This window comes from Aeromicrobium sp. P2_G6, assembly GCF_056403535.1.
Genome location: NZ_JBFUFH010000003.1, coordinates 269,948 through 285,241, shown reverse-complemented (window position 1 = coordinate 285,241; position 15,294 = coordinate 269,948). Strand labels below are relative to the sequence as shown.

18 protein-coding genes are annotated in these 15,294 nt (G+C 69.2%); 9 read left to right on the top strand and 9 right to left on the bottom strand.

All coding sequences use genetic code 11. From position 1 onward, the window contains the following. Positions 1 to 2: 2 nt before the first annotated feature. Positions 3 to 212, bottom strand: coding sequence for a hypothetical protein (locus AC1DVU_RS12330; protein ID WP_476922732.1), 210 nt, complete (start codon positions 210 to 212; stop codon positions 3 to 5). Between the two features lie 75 nt (positions 213 to 287). Continuing rightward, positions 288 to 641, bottom strand: a complete 354-nt coding sequence (locus AC1DVU_RS12325) for a hypothetical protein (RefSeq protein WP_476922731.1) — start codon at positions 639 to 641, stop codon at positions 288 to 290. A 145-nt stretch (positions 642 to 786) separates the two neighbouring features. On the opposite strand from AC1DVU_RS12325, the gene AC1DVU_RS12320 reads away from it, so the two are divergent. Beyond that, positions 787 to 1,293, top strand: a complete 507-nt coding sequence (locus AC1DVU_RS12320; RefSeq protein WP_476922730.1) for an OsmC family protein — start codon at positions 787 to 789, stop codon at positions 1,291 to 1,293. Between the two features lie 27 nt (positions 1,294 to 1,320). Here the strand turns inward: AC1DVU_RS12320 and AC1DVU_RS12315 are convergent, their stop codons facing one another. Next, positions 1,321 to 1,449: a hypothetical protein gene (locus AC1DVU_RS12315; RefSeq protein ID WP_476922729.1), complete on the bottom strand. Its 129-nt coding sequence runs from the start codon at positions 1,447 to 1,449 to the stop codon at positions 1,321 to 1,323. Positions 1,450 to 1,634: 185 nt separating this feature from the next. Between AC1DVU_RS12315 and AC1DVU_RS12310 the strand changes: the two genes are divergently transcribed. After that, positions 1,635 to 1,808, top strand: a complete 174-nt coding sequence (locus AC1DVU_RS12310) for a hypothetical protein (protein ID WP_476922728.1) — start codon at positions 1,635 to 1,637, stop codon at positions 1,806 to 1,808. A gap of 3 nt (positions 1,809 to 1,811) precedes the next feature. Here the strand turns inward: AC1DVU_RS12310 and AC1DVU_RS12305 are convergent, their stop codons facing one another. Next, a complete protein-coding gene (locus AC1DVU_RS12305) occupies positions 1,812 to 3,059 on the bottom strand; it encodes a YibE/F family protein (protein WP_476922727.1) in 1,248 nt (415 codons plus the stop codon). Positions 3,060 to 3,068: 9 nt separating this feature from the next. Here AC1DVU_RS12305 and AC1DVU_RS12300 point away from each other — a divergent pair, with 9 nt between their 5' ends. Then, positions 3,069 to 3,827 (top strand): phosphotransferase, encoded by a 759-nt coding sequence (locus AC1DVU_RS12300; protein WP_476922726.1) that lies wholly within the window; start codon positions 3,069 to 3,071, stop codon positions 3,825 to 3,827. Beyond that, positions 3,824 to 4,246, top strand: a complete 423-nt coding sequence (locus AC1DVU_RS12295; RefSeq protein WP_476922725.1) for a cupin domain-containing protein — start codon at positions 3,824 to 3,826, stop codon at positions 4,244 to 4,246. Before AC1DVU_RS12300 ends, AC1DVU_RS12295 begins: the two co-directional genes overlap by 4 nt. Here AC1DVU_RS12295 and AC1DVU_RS12290 read toward each other — a convergent pair. From AC1DVU_RS12290 to AC1DVU_RS12280, 3 genes are all read right to left on the bottom strand, one after another. Next, on the bottom strand, positions 4,205 to 4,978 hold the full coding sequence (locus AC1DVU_RS12290) for a YqjF family protein (RefSeq protein ID WP_476922724.1): 774 nt from the start codon (positions 4,976 to 4,978) through the stop codon (positions 4,205 to 4,207). The two genes, AC1DVU_RS12295 and AC1DVU_RS12290, sit on opposite strands and share 42 nt — an antisense overlap. A 65-nt stretch (positions 4,979 to 5,043) precedes the next feature. After that, positions 5,044 to 6,285, bottom strand: a complete 1,242-nt coding sequence (locus tag AC1DVU_RS12285; protein ID WP_476922723.1) for an FAD-binding protein — start codon at positions 6,283 to 6,285, stop codon at positions 5,044 to 5,046. A 21-nt stretch (positions 6,286 to 6,306) separates the two neighbouring features. After that, positions 6,307 to 7,878, bottom strand: a complete 1,572-nt coding sequence (locus AC1DVU_RS12280; protein ID WP_476922722.1) for an ABC-F family ATP-binding cassette domain-containing protein — start codon at positions 7,876 to 7,878, stop codon at positions 6,307 to 6,309. A 129-nt stretch (positions 7,879 to 8,007) separates the two neighbouring features. On the opposite strand from AC1DVU_RS12280, the gene AC1DVU_RS12275 reads away from it, so the two are divergent. Beyond that, the gene (locus AC1DVU_RS12275) at positions 8,008 to 8,274 is read left to right on the top strand and encodes a hypothetical protein (protein WP_476922721.1); all 267 of its coding nucleotides are present in this window, start codon (positions 8,008 to 8,010) and stop codon (positions 8,272 to 8,274) included. Between the two features lie 127 nt (positions 8,275 to 8,401). Here AC1DVU_RS12275 and AC1DVU_RS12270 read toward each other — a convergent pair whose 3' ends face one another. Beyond that, the gene (locus AC1DVU_RS12270; RefSeq protein ID WP_476922720.1) at positions 8,402 to 10,483 is read right to left on the bottom strand and encodes a S9 family peptidase; all 2,082 of its coding nucleotides are present in this window, start codon (positions 10,481 to 10,483) and stop codon (positions 8,402 to 8,404) included. A 70-nt stretch (positions 10,484 to 10,553) separates the two neighbouring features. Here AC1DVU_RS12270 and mshB point away from each other — a divergent pair, with 70 nt between their 5' ends. The 4 genes from mshB to AC1DVU_RS12250 are packed head-to-tail and all read left to right on the top strand — an operon-like array spanning position 10,554 to position 14,407. After that, a complete protein-coding gene (gene mshB / locus AC1DVU_RS12265; protein ID WP_476922719.1) occupies positions 10,554 to 11,459 on the top strand; it encodes an N-acetyl-1-D-myo-inositol-2-amino-2-deoxy-alpha-D-glucopyranoside deacetylase in 906 nt (301 codons plus the stop codon). Between the two features lies 1 nt (position 11,460). Further along, positions 11,461 to 11,796 carry a hypothetical protein gene (locus tag AC1DVU_RS12260; protein WP_476922718.1) on the top strand — a complete coding sequence of 112 codons (336 nt, stop codon included), beginning with the start codon at positions 11,461 to 11,463 and terminating at the stop codon, positions 11,794 to 11,796. Next, positions 11,793 to 12,326: a flavin reductase family protein gene (locus AC1DVU_RS12255; protein WP_476922717.1), complete on the top strand. Its 534-nt coding sequence runs from the start codon at positions 11,793 to 11,795 to the stop codon at positions 12,324 to 12,326. The genes AC1DVU_RS12260 and AC1DVU_RS12255 overlap by 4 nt, the downstream gene beginning before the upstream one ends. Beyond that, the gene (locus tag AC1DVU_RS12250) at positions 12,323 to 14,407 is read left to right on the top strand and encodes a VanW family protein (RefSeq protein ID WP_476922716.1); all 2,085 of its coding nucleotides are present in this window, start codon (positions 12,323 to 12,325) and stop codon (positions 14,405 to 14,407) included. The genes AC1DVU_RS12255 and AC1DVU_RS12250 overlap by 4 nt, the downstream gene beginning before the upstream one ends. Before the next feature lie 21 nt (positions 14,408 to 14,428). Here the strand turns inward: AC1DVU_RS12250 and AC1DVU_RS12245 are convergent, their stop codons facing one another. Beyond that, a complete protein-coding gene (locus AC1DVU_RS12245; RefSeq protein WP_476922715.1) occupies positions 14,429 to 15,271 on the bottom strand; it encodes a dioxygenase family protein in 843 nt (280 codons plus the stop codon). Between the last annotated feature and the right edge of the window lie 23 nt (positions 15,272 to 15,294).

Sequence of the window (15,294 nt, the reverse complement as noted above, 5' to 3'; positions counted from 1 at the left end):
CGTCAGGATGCCTTGCGTTCGGACGACGACTCTTCGACGGGCTCTTCGCGTTGCCTGATCAGGCTCAGCACGGGGGCCGGCAGGTTGCCTTCGCGGATCTGGGCGATCCACGCGCGGGCGTGCCGGATGACGGTCGGGAGGGACAAGAAGAGGGCCACGAACACGGCGCACAACAGGAGTCCGGCCAATGGGCGGATGACAAGGTCGATCATGGAACCATTCCTCGGGCAGGGGGAAGCAGGAGACGATCGGCGGACGACCGGACCAGCTGCTTGAGGCGAACGTACCTATCCACATGTACCCGGGTGCCTGCCGAGACTCAAGCCGACATGCCCCAATGCGAGATGTATCTCAGAACAGTCGGCGAAGCCGCTCGGCGTCACCGGTGCTTCCTGCCGGCGCGTGGTCTCGGTACGCACGGCCAGCACGTCGAGGGCCATCACAACTCTGCGCGACCGGATCTCGTCCGCGGCTGACGCGCACTCGATGACGATCACGCACTCGGCGGCGCGGGTCGTGCCGAGGGCCTTGATGCTCGGATGGTCGAGCCGCTTGATGGCGCGCAGGATGCGCTGCTGTCGCGTTTGGGAGGAGAGCTGGTACGTCGACGTCCACGCGGCGTGCGGCGGTGTGGACGGCATCCGGATGTCCTCTCGTGCGACCCCATCGGTGGTGGTACGAGCCTAGGAGCGAACCCCGGTGGGATTGCCTGTTTGCTGCGTACGCCGCGTGAACTTTGGATGCCGGATTCGTGAACGGGATCGACCGGACTGGTTAGGGTCAGGCATGACCGACACGACGCTGAAGGCTGTGCAAGGTTCCCTCAAGCAGCAGTACCGCGAGGATCCCGAATCGGCCGTCGTCACCTTGAGCTCGACCGGGCACCTCGGTGACGGCGTGAGCTGCTCGCTCGACACGGGTCGAGCCATGGCAGCCGCCGGCCTGCACCCGGCTGCGGGTGGCGACGGTACGCAGCTGTGCTCGGGCGACATGCTGCTTGGCGCGCTCGCCGCGTGTGCGGGAGTGACGCTGAGTGCCGTCGCGTCCTCACTCGGGATCGACGTGCGGGGCGGGACGATCACCGCCGAGGGCGATCTCGACTTCCGTGGAACGCTCGCGGTCGACAAGGATGCGCCGGTCGGTTTCAGGGAGATCCGACTGAGCTTCGAGCTCGACACGGACGCCGATGCCGAACAGCTGTCGACGCTCGAGCGGCTGACCGAGCGCTACTGCGTCGTGCTGCAGACCATCAAGACGACGCCGCGGCTCAGCGTGGTGACGACGACCAGCTGAGACAGGCGTCGGGCTGTCCGTGAGCGCTCAGTGGTGGTGACTCGCCTCGAATGCCATGACGGCCAGCTCCGTGGCGATGGCTCGTCGCAGATCGAGCAGGGGGTCGAACGGAGCCGCTGATCCCAGCGGGGTCAGCAGACGAAGAGCCGAGGTCATCGACTGATCTGCCGTTCGATCCCGCACTTCGAGTCCCCGTGTCGCATAGGGTGACTCTACGCTGCTAAAGCCTGTCGCGTTGCCGAAAAGGTCACCGATGTGCGGGACCTAGGTCCCTGTCGATCGCACCTGGATCGGGCGGCGACTCAGTGCTTGGCGATCGGACGCCGGGGTACGCCGTGCCCATGGCTGATCCCGAGGAAGCACACAACGACACGACCGACGAGACCCGTTCCGACGAGGACGGCGAGCTCGCCAACCCAGGCCCCGTGCCGCCGGAGCCTGAGGACGCCACCGACACCGGCGAGCGGCCGGGGGACCTGGCGCCGCAGGCCGGCGGACCGGCGCACGAGGACTGAGCGTCAGGCGCCTGCGGTCCCGGCGTGACTGCCGCGGCGCGAAGGGGGCGGGTCATAGGTGGCGTGCTCGTCCTCGCCCTTCGGCGCCAGCAGCACCGCGAAGGCCGTGGTGATCGGGACGGCGAGGACGAGCCCGATGGCGCCGACGATCGTACGGACGATCTCGGTGCCGATCTCCTCGGTCGTGGCCATCGTGCCGAGGCTCTGCTGGTAGGCCGTGATGAGCAGGAGGATCGTCATGGCCGAACCGGCATACGCGAACACCAGTGTGTAGACGCTCGAGGCGATGTGGTCGCGGCCGATGCGCATCGCCGACGCGAACAGCGTTCCGGCGCGCATCGCCGGTTGCAGCGCCCGGAGCTCCCACACCGCACTGGCCTGGGTGACCGTGACGTCGTTGAGCACGCCCAGCCCGGCGATGACCATCGTGGCGGCAACGACGCCGGACAGGGGGATGCCGGGGACTGTGGCGAGCAGGCGCTGATCGTCTTCAGAGCCGACGCCGGACAGACTCGTCCATGCCGTCGCGCCGAGGCCCATCAGGCCGGTCAACCCGATGCCGACGAGTGTCCCGAACAACGCCGACGTCGTGCGTATGGATATCCCGTGCGCCAGGTAGAGCACGACGATCATGATGACGGTCGAGCCCACGATCGCGACGATCAACGGCGACTCGCCGGCGAGGAACGCGGGGAGGATGAACTTGGTCAGCGCCAGCATCGTCACCGCGATGCCGACCAACGCGAACAGACCCCGCCAGCGCGCGACCACGACCACGAGCACCGAGAAGATCGCGGCGAGCGCCGTGAGCGGCAGCCCGCGCCGGAAGTCGAGGAACTCGTACGAGACCGACTGGCCCTTGGGCGCGATGCGCAGGATCTTGACCTCGTCGCCCGGCTTGATCCCGGCCTTGTAGCGCGCCGCGTCGAGGTCGAACGTCGCCGTGCCGTCATCGACCGTGGCCGTGATGTGGGCGCAGTCGCCCTTGACCTGCGGCATCCCGTCGGGACCCTCGCCACCGCTGTTGCAGTCGAACGGATCCACGCCGGTGACCTTGGCGTTGATCGTGCTCACGCCTTGCCCGCCGTACGGGTTCTTGTCGTGCGGCACCTTGTCGGACTCCGGCCAGAGGACGAACATCGCGGCAATGGCGATGGCGGCGATCGCCAGCACGATCACGGTGAGGATGACGGCGAGCCCGCGTCGGGGAGGTCCGTAGTCGGCCACGGCATGCGAGTGAGAATGTGCCACGATGAAAGAGTGCCACGTGACGACACACAGCCTGAGCACCTGCCCGGCGCGGTAGGAGGCGCGACGCGCGTCGGACGCACGGTTCGTCGCCCCACCGGAGCGTGGACTCCCGCCGTCCATGAGCTGCTGAGCTACCTGCACGACAACGGGCTGCGCGGCATCCCCGAGCTGCACGGCATCGACGACGACGGCCGCGAGATCCTGGAGTACGTCGAGGGTCGTGGCGTGCCGGTCGACAAGGAGATCGTCCTCGACAACGTGCTCTCCGAGGCCGTCACCTGGCTGCGCGACTTCCACGACCTCGTCGAGGGCTTTCGGCCGGATGGCGTACGCCGCTGGCGTGGCGGCGAGACCCAGCTCGCGGACGACGAGATCATTTGCCACCACGACCCCGGGGCCTACAACTGGATCATCCAGAGCGGCCACTTCGTCGCGATGATCGACTGGGACATGGCCGGGCCCGGACGTCCGATCGAGGACCTCGCGTTCCTGGCCTGGACGGGCATCCCGCTCTATCGCGAGATCCCCATCGATGACGTGGCCCGCCGGCTCGACCTGCTGGTCGACGCGTACGGCGAGTGGGGCCCGATGACGGTGCTCGACGCCGTGGTCGAGCGCATGTCCGCGGCCGGCGACCGGATCGAGGCTGGTCAGGCTCGCGGCGACGAGGGCTTCCTCAACCTCGGCAAGGTCGGCGAGCCTCAGCGGACCCGCGACCGCGTCGAGGCGTTCCGCGAGCGCATCCCTGCGATCGAGGCGGCGCTGTGACGCGCCCGCCGCTGGCCGAGGCCCTCGACCTCGAGCCCCACCCGGAAGGCGGCTGGTTCCGGCAGACCTGGGCCTCGCCCGTCGCGGTCGCGCTGGCTGACGGTCGCGTACGTCCGACGGCGACCTTGATCTACTTCCTGCTGCCGGCGGGAGAGGCGTCTGCGTGGCACCGGGTCTCGTCGGACGAGCAGTGGCTCGCCCACGAGGGCGCGGTCGTGCTCGAGCTCGGCGGATACGACGCGGAGCCTGGTCTCTGCGAGGCGCACGTCGTCGGTCTCGACCTGGGAGCCGGTGAGCTACCCCAGTTCCTGGTGCCGGCCGGTGTGTGGCAGCGGACCCGGCCGTCAGAGACGGACGCCCTCGTCAGCTGCCTGGTGTCACCTGGCTTCGACTTCGACGACTTCGAGCTCGCCGACTGAGCTGCGCACCACGACCGGGACGCCGAACTCGGTGCGAACCGTGTCCGCGTGCACGACCGAGTCAGGGGCGCGGCCCACGATGCCGGGCAGTCCGGCCGCCGCCACCAGGTCGTCGTCGAGCGACTCCAGCGTTGCGGTCCGAAGCGGCCAGGGTGCGTGGTGGTTCGGGATCCAGAGCGTCCGGCCGAAGTAGCGGCTGTGCAGCCCGAATCGGGCGGTGACGAACTCCTCGACCTCCGACGGCTGGGCGATCGGATCGCCGACCGTGACCGAGATCCGCGCCCCGGCTCGCCGTGGTCCCGGCCAGCGGCGCCGCGTCGTGTAGTCGATGCGGGCGCCGTCCTGACGGATACGCATGCGCGCCCACATGTAGGGCGTACCGAACGCGATGCGCGCGCCGAGCGCGACCAGGAGCCGGCTCGTCTCGAGCGACCGGAACACGATGCCGTGGTGGCCTTCGTCGTCGACGGAGTAGAGGCGGACGTTCGTCTCGGCGAAGTCACCGAAGAACGGGACTGCGGGCCCGCGGCCGAACCCAGCGCGCCGCATCTCGAACGGGATCAGCCCGACGTACGTCACGCCGTCGAGGACGTCGGGCCGGGTGCCGGCGGGCAGCAGTGGCGCGACCAGGGCAGGGTCGACGGCCCAGTGGATGAACGTCAGCCGGGTCCAGTCCTGGCGCATCAGCCGAGGCCCCATGAGGTCGACCGGCAAGGAATTGAACGCGTTCATATCTTCAGTGTGCCAGTGCGCGAGGTGGTTCAGGGCCCGAATCGGCAACGACTACGTCACATGGTTCAGAGGCCGAGCCACTCGGACGTCTGGGCGTTGCGGAACGTGGCGGTCGGGTCGAGCCGCTCCGCGAGTGAGCGGAAGTCCGAGATGCGCGGGTACGCCGTGTCGAGGTGGGCGCGGTCGCTCCGGAACACCTTGCCCCAGTGTGGTCGCGCCGAGAACGGCGCCAGCGCGTCGTCGAGCGCCGGGAGGAGCGCCGTCACCTCCGGCACATGCATCCGCCAGGTGAAGTGGATCCCGAGGCTGTCGACGTCGTGGCTCGGGCTGAGCCACAGGTCGTCGGCCGCGATCGTGCGCAGCTCGCTCACGAACAGGTGCGGCCGGATGGCGGCAGCCAGCGAACGTACGGCGTCGATCGCGGCGAGCGCGTGGAACCGCGGCACGAGGTACTCGGTCTGCAGCTCCTCGCCGTTGCTCGGTGTGAATCCCAGCCGGAAGTGTGGCAGTCGGTCCCACCACACGCCCGGAGCGCCGAGCTGACGCGTCGTGAACTCCGCCGACTCGTCGGGCAGGGGATGGAGCTCGCGCGTCGCAGGAGATGCGCCGAAGAAGTCGGCGGGCGGCGTCACGTCGGCGCGCGACTTAAGCCAGGCTTGCCCCGCGCCCGCGTCTCCCCAGTCGGTGAACATGCTGACGCTGTACGCGCTGGCGGTGATCGCGTCGAAGTTGTCCGCGATCGACTCCCACGACACGCCTTCGTACACGTCCTGGCGGACCTGGAAGGTCGGCACGATGTCGAGCGTCACCTGGGTGACGATGCCGAGGCAGCCGAGGGACACGACCATGCCGGCGAAGTCGGGATCGCCGCGTCGTACGCGCAGCACCGAGCCGTCACCCGTCACGAGCTCGAGCGCGGCGACCGAGCTGGCGAGGCTGCCGTTGTGGTCACCGGAGCCGTGAGTGCCGGTGGCGATCGCGCCGGCAACGGAGATGTGGGGGAGCGACGCGAGGTTGTGCAGCGCCCAGCCCGCCCGGTCCAGCTCCTCGACCAGCTCGCCGTAGCGGAGCCCGGCCGACACGGTGACCTGGCGCGCAGCCGGGTCGACCTCGATCACGGCTGGGAGGGCAGCGACCGACACCTGCACACCGGTGGTGTCGGCGATCGGGTTGAACGAGTGCCGGCTGCCCAGTCCGCGTACGAGCGGCTCAGTGGCGACGATCTCGCAGAGCTCGTCGACCGAAGTCGGCTCGAGCAGCTTCGATGCGCCGTACGTCAGGTTGCCCGCCCAGTTGGTCCCAGTCATGGCACCAGTGTGCTGGTCGCGTCACACGTCGATCCTCCGGGTGAGGGCGAGGTCGTCGAGGAACCTCCGGTCATGGCTGACGACGATGAACGCGCCGCGGTACGACTCCAGCGCCTCGACCAGGTGGCGGATGCTCGGCAGGTCGAGGTTGTTGGTGGGCTCGTCGAGAAGCAGGAGCTGCGGTGCCGGCTCGGCCAGCAGCAGGCACGCCAGCGTCGCCCGCAGCCGCTCGCCGCCCGACAGCGTCGACGCCGGCTGGTCTGCCGCCCGACCGCGGAACAGGAACCGCGCGAGCTGGGCCCGCCGGTCGTTCTCGGTCGTGCTGGGCGCGATCCGGGCGACGTTCTCGGCGACCGTGAGCGTCCCGTCGAGGAGGTCCATCCGCTGCGGCAGGTGGCGGATGGGCACGTGCGTCCGTACGGTCCCGACAGCAGGCTCGAGCTCACCCGTGATGGCCCGCAGCAGCGAGGTCTTGCCGGTGCCGTTGCGGCCCGTGAGCCCGACGCGCTCGGGTCCGCGGAGCTCGAGGTCGAGGGTCAGGTCGCCGTACGCCGGACGGACCCCGTCGAGCACCAGGACGTCGCGGCCGGCCGGGACGACGGTGTTGGGGAGGTCCACCCGTATCTCGCGGTCGTCGTGGACGAGCTCCTCGGCCTCGGCCAGCCGGGCGTTGGCGTCCTCGATGCGGTCGTCGTGCACGCCACGCAGCTTGCCGGCGGACACCTGGGCCCGGCGCTTGTAGTTGCCCATCGCGATCCTGGGCATCCGCTTCTCGGCCCAGGCCTTCTCGCCCTGCTTGCGCCGGGTCGCGAGGACCGACTCGGCCTCGATCCGGTCTCGCTTCTGCGCCCGCAGGTCGGACTCGGCCGCGCGTACCGCCCGTGCGGCGGCCTCCTGCTCGACCTCGACCGCGGCCTCGTAGTCGTCGAACCCGCTGCCATACCAGCGCACCGCTCCGCCGCGCAGGGACCCGATGTCGTCCATCGTGTTGAGCAGGTCGCGGTCGTGGCTCACGACGAGCAGCGTGCCCTTCCAGGCGGCGACGATGTCGATGAGTCGCTCCCGGGCGGCGCTGTCGAGGTTGTTGGTCGGCTCGTCGAGCAGCAGGACGGACGGACGCGTCAGCAGTCGTGCGACGAGCGAGAGCAGGACGAGCTCACCACCCGACACCGAGGCGACCGGGCGATCGAGTCCGAGGTGGCCGAGTCCGAGCCGGGCGAGCTCCGCCTCCGTACGCTCCGCAATGTCCCAGTCGTTGCCGATCGCGTCGAAGTCCGCCATCGCGGTCGACCCGGCCTCGACGTGTTGCAGTGCAGCGAGGGTCTCGGCAATGCCCAGGACGTCGGAGACCGTCCGGGTGGGGTCGGCGCCGGGGTCCTGCGGCAGGTAGGCGACGGGGCCGTCGACACCGATCGAGCCCTGCTGTGGCGTGAGCTCGCCGGCGATCAGCCGCAGCAGCGTGGACTTGCCGGACCCGTTGAGGCCGACGAGGCCGTGCCGGCCGGGGCCGACGCCGAGGTCGAGGCTGTCGAGGACGACGGTGCCGTCAGGCCAGGAGAAGGAGAGGTCGTTGACAGAAAGTGATGCACGCATGTGCGCTCCATGAGGTCGATGGGTGCGCAGGCCGCTGTGGGCTGCTGCGCGGGATCTGACCTCAGAGCTTCAACGGACCGGCTACCTGTTCCTCAGGGAATGTGTGCGAGCCCATCATACGATCTGACCGTGACAGGAATCTACTTCGACTCCGACGACGACGCTGAGGAGCTGGTCAAGGCCCTCGAGAGCGAGGGCTACTCGAGCGCGCTGAGGCGTGAGGCGTTCGCCGGCGAGGAGGACTGGGAGGACCGTGCCTGGGTGCTGCTGGTCGAGCCGTTCGACGACCGGGTCGTGGAGATGGTCGACGTCTACGGCGGCTGGATGCCCGGTGACGACCGCCTCCCGGAGGACCCGCCGGAGCTCCCCGGAGGCCCGAAGCGCCTCAAGGATTGATCTCGATACACCGCCTCATCCCGCCCCCTACTCGCTGCGCTCGTGGGGGGACCCCCAGGCGATCACTCGATCAGCGAGTGCTCGCTGGTCGAGTGATCGCGAGGAACGAGCGATCGTATCGAGACCACTAAGCTCCCAGGTGGTCCTTGAGGAACTGCACCTGCAGGAGCTTGAGGTTCTCGGCCACGACCTCCTGCGGCGTCATGTGGGTGACGCCGGACAGGGGCAGCACGGTGTGCGGCCGACCGGCCGCCAGCAGCGCCGACGACAGCTGGAGCGTGTGTGCCGCCACGACGTTGTCGTCGGCGAGGCCGTGGATGATCATGAGCGGCCGCTCGAGGCGCGGCGCCAGCGGCAGCAGCGAGTTGTGGTCGTAGACCTCGGGCTGCATGCGCGGATCACCCAGATAGCGCTCGGTGTAGCACGTGTCGTAGAGCCGCCACTCCGTCACCGGCGCACCGGCGACCGCAGCGTGGAACACGTCGGGTCGCTTGAGCACTGCGAGGGCTGACAGGTAGCCGCCGTAGGACCAGCCGGTGATCCCGACGCGGGCCGTGTCGACGTCGTCCGGGTACGCCTCGGCCACGGCGTCGAGCGCCGCGACCTGGTCGTCGAGCGTCACGGTGGCGAACTCGTGGAGCACCGCGCGCTCCCAGGCGTGACCACGGCCCGGCGTGCCCCGGCCGTCCGACACGATGACGCAGAACCCCTGGTCGGCGAGCCACTGTGCCTCGAGGAAGGCACGCGCCGACGCGAGCACGCGCTGGGCGTGCGGGCCGCCGTACGGGTCCATCAGCACCGGCAGCCGGCGTGATCCGGGCTCGTGGCCGGAGGGGAACAGCACTGCCGTGCGGAGCTGGTGCTCGCCCGCAGCAACCAGTGTGACGGCCGGCTCGTGCGGGGCCGGCTCGGCGAGCACGTCGACCGGCGAAGGCTCGGCGTCCTCTCGGTGCACGACGACGGTGGTGCCGACAGCCTCGAGGCCGGATCGGACGATGACCGTCGTGGGCCCGCCGATCACGGCACCGTGCACGGCGGCGCCCTTGGTGATCTCGGTGACGGTGCCGTCGAACCCGAAGCGGACGATGTGCACCTCGGTCGGCTCCTGTGACGCTGCCGCGACGACACAGTCCTCGAACACGTCGACGATGCTGCGGACCTGCCAGCCGTCACCGGAGACGGCCACGCCGTCGCGCAGCACCCGACGCCAGCCGTCGGCATCCTCGACCGAGACGAGGGAGCCGTCGGGCGCGAACCGCGGCGCCGACGAGAGCTCGACCCACGCAGGATCGCTGAGCTCGCGCAGGACGCTGGTACGTCCGGAGGTGGCGTCGACCGAGAGGATCTGGGACGACTTCTGGTCGCGGCTGAGCACCTGGATCACCGGCGCGCCGTGTGGTGTCCAGGTGACGCGGCCGAGGTACTCGTATGTTGCGTGGTCCCACGTGATCTCGGTGCGGTTGCCGTCGAGGTCGACGTGCCAGAGGGTGACATGGGCGTTGGGCGTGCCGGCGGCCGGGTAGCGCTGGGCGACGGGTTCGCGCTCGGGGTGCTCCGGGTCGGCGATGTGCCACGTCTGGACGGGCGCCTCGTCATACCGCTCGACGAGCAGCGAGCGACCGTCCGGTGCCCACCAGAACCCGCGGAAGCGATCCATCTCCTCCGCGGCGATGAACTCGGCCTGCCCCCAGACCTCGGTCGCCGACTCGGGTTCGACGAGGGCGCGCTCGTCCTGGCCGTTGACGCCGACGACGCGCAGTGCGCCGCCCGAGGCGTACGCGATGAGGCGTCCCGTCGGGTCGAGTCGGGGGTCGATGACCGCGCCGACGCTCGGCAGCGCGTGCACTGCCTTGGCGCCCAGGTGCACGGCCCAGAGCTGTCCCGACAGGGTGAAGCAGGCCCAGCGCCCGGTCTCGTCGACGTCGTAGCCGACCAATCCTGCGGCGGACTCGCGGCTGCGCTCGCGGCGGGAACGCTCCTCGGCGGACAGCTGCTCGCCCTCCTCACCCAGCAGCGTGGTCGGGTCGACCAGGATCGACTCGGTGCCGCTCGCGACGTCGTACTCCCACAGCTGGCCGGTGCGCGTGACGCCGTCGGGGGTACGGATGAAACGCACCGTGCCGCCGTCGGGCGACACCGTGATGTTGCGGGGGATGCCGAGGGTGAAACGCAGGGTGCGCGCGGCCAGACGGGGATACGAGACGGTCATGCTTTCGATCCAATCACGGAGCCTCTTGTGCGACGACATTGCTGTCGGCGCTGGTCAGTAGCCTTGGGGCATGACCTTGAGCGACCGGCGGATCCTCCTCGTGCATGCCCACCCCGACGACGAGTCGATCGGCAACGGCGCCACGATGGCCAAGTACGCCGCCGAGGGCGTGCAGGTCACCCTCGTCACGTGCACGGCCGGCGAGGAGGGCGAGATCCTCATGCCCGAGATCGAGCACCTCGCCGCGGATCGCGAGGACGGGCTCGGTCCGCACCGCGTCGAGGAGCTCGCCGCGGCGATGAAGGCACTCGGTGTCACCGACCACCGCTTCCTCGGCGGCCCAGGACACTTCCGCGACTCCGGCATGAAGTGGGCCGAGGACGGCAGCGCGACGGTCGCCGACGAGACCCGCCCCGACACGTTCTGGCATGCCGATCTCACCGTCGCAGCGGACCTGCTGGTCGAGATCATCCGCGAGATCCGCCCTCAGGTCCTGGTGACCTACGACCAGTTCGGCGGCTACGGCCACCCCGACCACATCCAGGCCCACCGGGTCGCGACCTATGCGACGTCGCTCGCGGCCGTGCGCTCCTACCGGCCCGAGCTCGGCGAGGCGTGGGACGTCCCAAAGGTCTACTGGGATGCCATGTCCAAGTCGCAGATGGCCGAGGGCATCCGCAAGCTCCGCGAGGCCGGCGACGAGACGAGCTTCGAGGGCTGGGACCCCGACAACCTGCCGTGGGGCGCCACCGACGAGGAGCTCGACGCGAAGGTCGAGGCCGACGACTACGCCGACGCCAAGATGGAAGCCATGAAGGCGCACGCCTCGCAGATCGCCGTCGACGGGCCGTTCTTCGCGCTGTCCAACAACGCCGGCTCGCAGGTGTGGGGCACCGAGCACTACCGGCTCGCCAAGGGCCAGCTCGGACCGGTCGGGCCGGATGGTCTCGAGGAAGACCTGTTCGCCGGCCTCTGAGGTGAAGCGTGCAGCGGTCGCCCTCCTGGGGGCCTACGTCGGCGTCATGGGCGCGTTCGTCCACCGGCACACCTGGCGATCACATGGGATCGACTGGCCGTGGGGACTGCTCCTCGCCATCGTCGCCACGTATGCCCTGGCGCTGGCCGCCGACCGGGTCACGGCGGTGGGCGGCGCCTGGTTCGGGCTTGGCTGGGGGCTTGCCCTGCTGGCACAGCAGTTCTCGCCCGGCGGCAGCTATCTCGTCGCGTCGGACTGGCTCGGCTGGTCGTTCACCCTCGGTTGCCTGGGGGCCATCGTCGTCGGGGTGTTTCGCACTCCTAGGCTGGGGCAATGACCGCGTCGGTGGACCAGCCCGCGTTTCGCGGTGCACTGGCTCGGTTCGCCAGCGGGGTCACGGTGGTCTCGACCGTGCAGGACGGTGTCGATCACGCCATGACGGCGAGCGCCTTCACCTCGGTGTCCCTCGACCCTCCGTTGGTCCTGGTGTGCTCGCACAAGTCGAGCCGTTTCCATGAAGCGGTGCTCGAGACCGGCTTCTGGGCGGTGTCGATCCTCGCTGAGGAGGGCATCGCGGCGTCCGCATGGTTCGCGCACCGCGGCCGGCCGCTGGAGGACCAGATGCAGGGCATCGTCTTCCATCGCGGCGAGTCGGGCGCCGCCCTCCTCGACGAGTCGCTGGCCTGGTTGGAGTGCACCACGGTTTCCGTCACGGACGGTGGTGACCATACGATCTTGGTCGGTGCGGTCACCGGAGCGGCGGTCAACGACAAGATCGACGATCCACTGCTCTACTACCGCTCGCACTACGGCACGATCGTGCGTCTGCCTGACTCGGAGAAGACCGTCTACGGGAGCAACACATGACCGACAAGCCTGACAAGGACCTCACGCTGGACGAGGTGCTCATGGATGACGCGCCCGCCGACGACGAGGTGGCGGCCCATGACGAGGTGGCCGAGCCCGACCTGGCCCACGAGGGTGACGGCGCCGTCGAGCCAGGCCTGGTGGTCGAGCACGACGAAGAGATCGAGCTCGATGAGGTCCCAGACGTCGCACCCGCCTACCAGCTGCAGCCCGGCGAGGACACGGTGCTTGAAGACGCGGCGTTCGCGTACGACCGCGACGCCGAGGACGACGATCTCGACGACGTCGTGGCCCCTCCGCTCGAGTCGGAGCCCGCGGCGAACGATGCCGGCGACGACAGCAGTGACCTCCGGCCTCTTGCCACGGACGATGGCGACGGTGGCTCGGCCCACTGGGGCCGGCGCGTCCTCCTGGGGCTCGTCCTCGCGCTGGGCGTCCTCTACGTCGGGGGCTACTTCCTGACAGGCGCCCGTATGCCGGCCAACGCGACGATCGGTGGCGTCGACGTCAGCGGCAAGTCGCCGTCGGCGGCACGTGAGGCCGTGGACAAGGCGCTGACCCCCGACGTCGACCGCGAGATCGTGCTGACCCACGGCAAGACCGAGTTCCGCATCAAGCCCAAGTCCGCCGGACTCGCATTCGACCTCGACCGGACGATCAGCGAGGCCGGTGGCGAACGCAGCTGGAAGCCCAAGGACATGGTGGGGCTGTTCTTCGGCGATCACGAGACCGATCCAGCCCTCGACGTCGACGACAGCAAGCTCCAGAGCACGATCGGCACGATCGGGGAGACGGTCAACCGGGACGTGGTCGAGGCGCTGATCACGTTCCCCAAGGGCAAGCCGACGCCGCGTGAGCCCAAGGCCGGACGCGTCATCGCCCGGGCGGACGCTGCCGATGCGATCCGCGGGGCATACCTCGTCAGCGACAAGCCGGTCGCGGTCCCGACGGCCGTTGTGGAGCCGGCGGTCGACGAGGCCGGCCTGGACGAGGCCATGAAGACGATCGCGAAGCCGGCCGTCAGCGCGCCCATCACGATCCGGGTCGGCGACAAGAAGGTGTCGCTGCCGGTGACGGCGTACGCCCCGGCGCTCCTCGTCCGCGTCAAGGACAACAAGCTCCAGCCCTACCTCGACCCCAAGAAGCTCGCCGAGCCCCTGACGGACTCGACGACCGGCATCGGCAAGAAGGCCGTCGATGCGACGGTCAAGATCGAGAACAACAAGCCGGTCATCGTTCCGGGCAAGGAAGGCGTCGGCCTGCAGCCCAAGGAGATGGCGGTCAAGCTGCTCCCGGCGCTGACCGAGTCCGGGTCGAAGCGGGCCGTCGAGGTCGAGGCCAAGGTCGTCGAGCCGTTGTTCTCGACCGAGGACGCCAAGGCGCTCAAGATCAAGGAGAAGATCAGCAGCTTCGAGACCCGGTTCCCCTACGCCGCCTACCGCAACACCAACCAGAGCCGGGCCGCTGCGCTGATCAACGGCACGATCCTCAAGCCGGGGGAGACCTTCAGCTTCAACAACACGGTGGGTGAGCGCACCGCCGCCAACGGTTTCGTCAACGGGTTCGTGATCAACGGCGGAGTGTTCCGCGAGGAGCTCGGCGGCGGCGTCTCCCAGGTGGCCACGACGACCTACAACGCCGGCTTCTTCGGTGGCATGGACGACGTCGAGCACCACCCGCACGCCTTCTACATCGACCGCTATCCGGTCGGCCGCGAGGCGACGGTCTACTACGGCAGTCTCGACCTGCGGTTCAAGAACCCGACGAAGTACGGCGTGCTGATGCGTGCCTACGTCGTCAAGAGCACCCCGTCGTCGCCGGGCATCATGCACGTCGAGCTGTGGAGCACCAAGGTGTGGGACATCAAGGCCGGCCAGTCCGCCCGCCGCAACGGTCGCACGCCCGGCAAGCAGTACGACGACACCGACCGCTGCGTGCCGCAGGACCCCATCGCCGGCTTCGACATCGACGTCTACCGCTACTTCTACCAAGGCGGCAAGAAGGTCAAGACCGAGACCGACACGGCGAACTACCAGGCCGCCGACCACGTCATCTGCGGCAAGAAGCCCAAGACCGAGTAAGGCTCAACCAGCTGCGACCACTTACACCGCGACGTTGAGCTTGATCGTCATGCCGTCGTCGACGTTGCCGGTGACGGTGGCCAGCTGCAGCGAGTGGCCGTCGCTGAAGACCATGTCGGAGTCCAGCGAGGTCTGCGCCAGGTTGCTGAGGCTCTGCTCGTACCCGGACGTCGCGTAGACCAGCTTGCTGGCATCCTCCGGCAGCGCGATCTGCGACGTGCGGAGCTTGTTGGTCGCCTTCTGGGCGTCTGCTGCCGTTTTGTAGACCTCGAAGTGGATGTGCGGCCAGCGTCCTTGGTAGGCGGCGGGAAAGATCGACGTGAACGTCAACTTGCCGTCAGCATCGGCGGCCTGCACGCCGCGGAGGTAGTTCTCGTCCGCGATCTCCGAGTCGTACATCGAGTAGCGGCCCTCGCGATCGCAGTGCCACACGTAGACGGCGGCGCCCTCGTACGGTGTGACGTCGCTGCCGTTCATGTCGAAGATCGTGAGCTCGATCGTCGTCGGGACCCCCTCGGCGGTCGTGCTCGTGCCGCCGAAGCTCGACCGGACGTCGCTGCGGACGACGCCGCTCTCGGTGAGGACGTTGACCCCGTTCGAGCCGTCTCCCGGGAAGGGGCCGCCAGTCTCCTCGGGCACCTCATCCTCGACGGCCGACGTGGCGCTGCCCGATGCCGAGGGTGACGTCGGCGTGCTCGTCGTGCTCGACCCGCCGGACGAGTCGCTGCCACTGCAGGCAGCCAGCGCGGCCGCCAGGCCGGCTCCGGTCAGCAAGCCCAGGGCGCGGCGGCGATTGAGCAGCGCCGGCAGGTCGTGGGACAGTCCGAGGTCGTGCTCGTGGGAGCCATCGTGATCGTGAGTCATGTCCTCACCGTACGAAGGTGGGC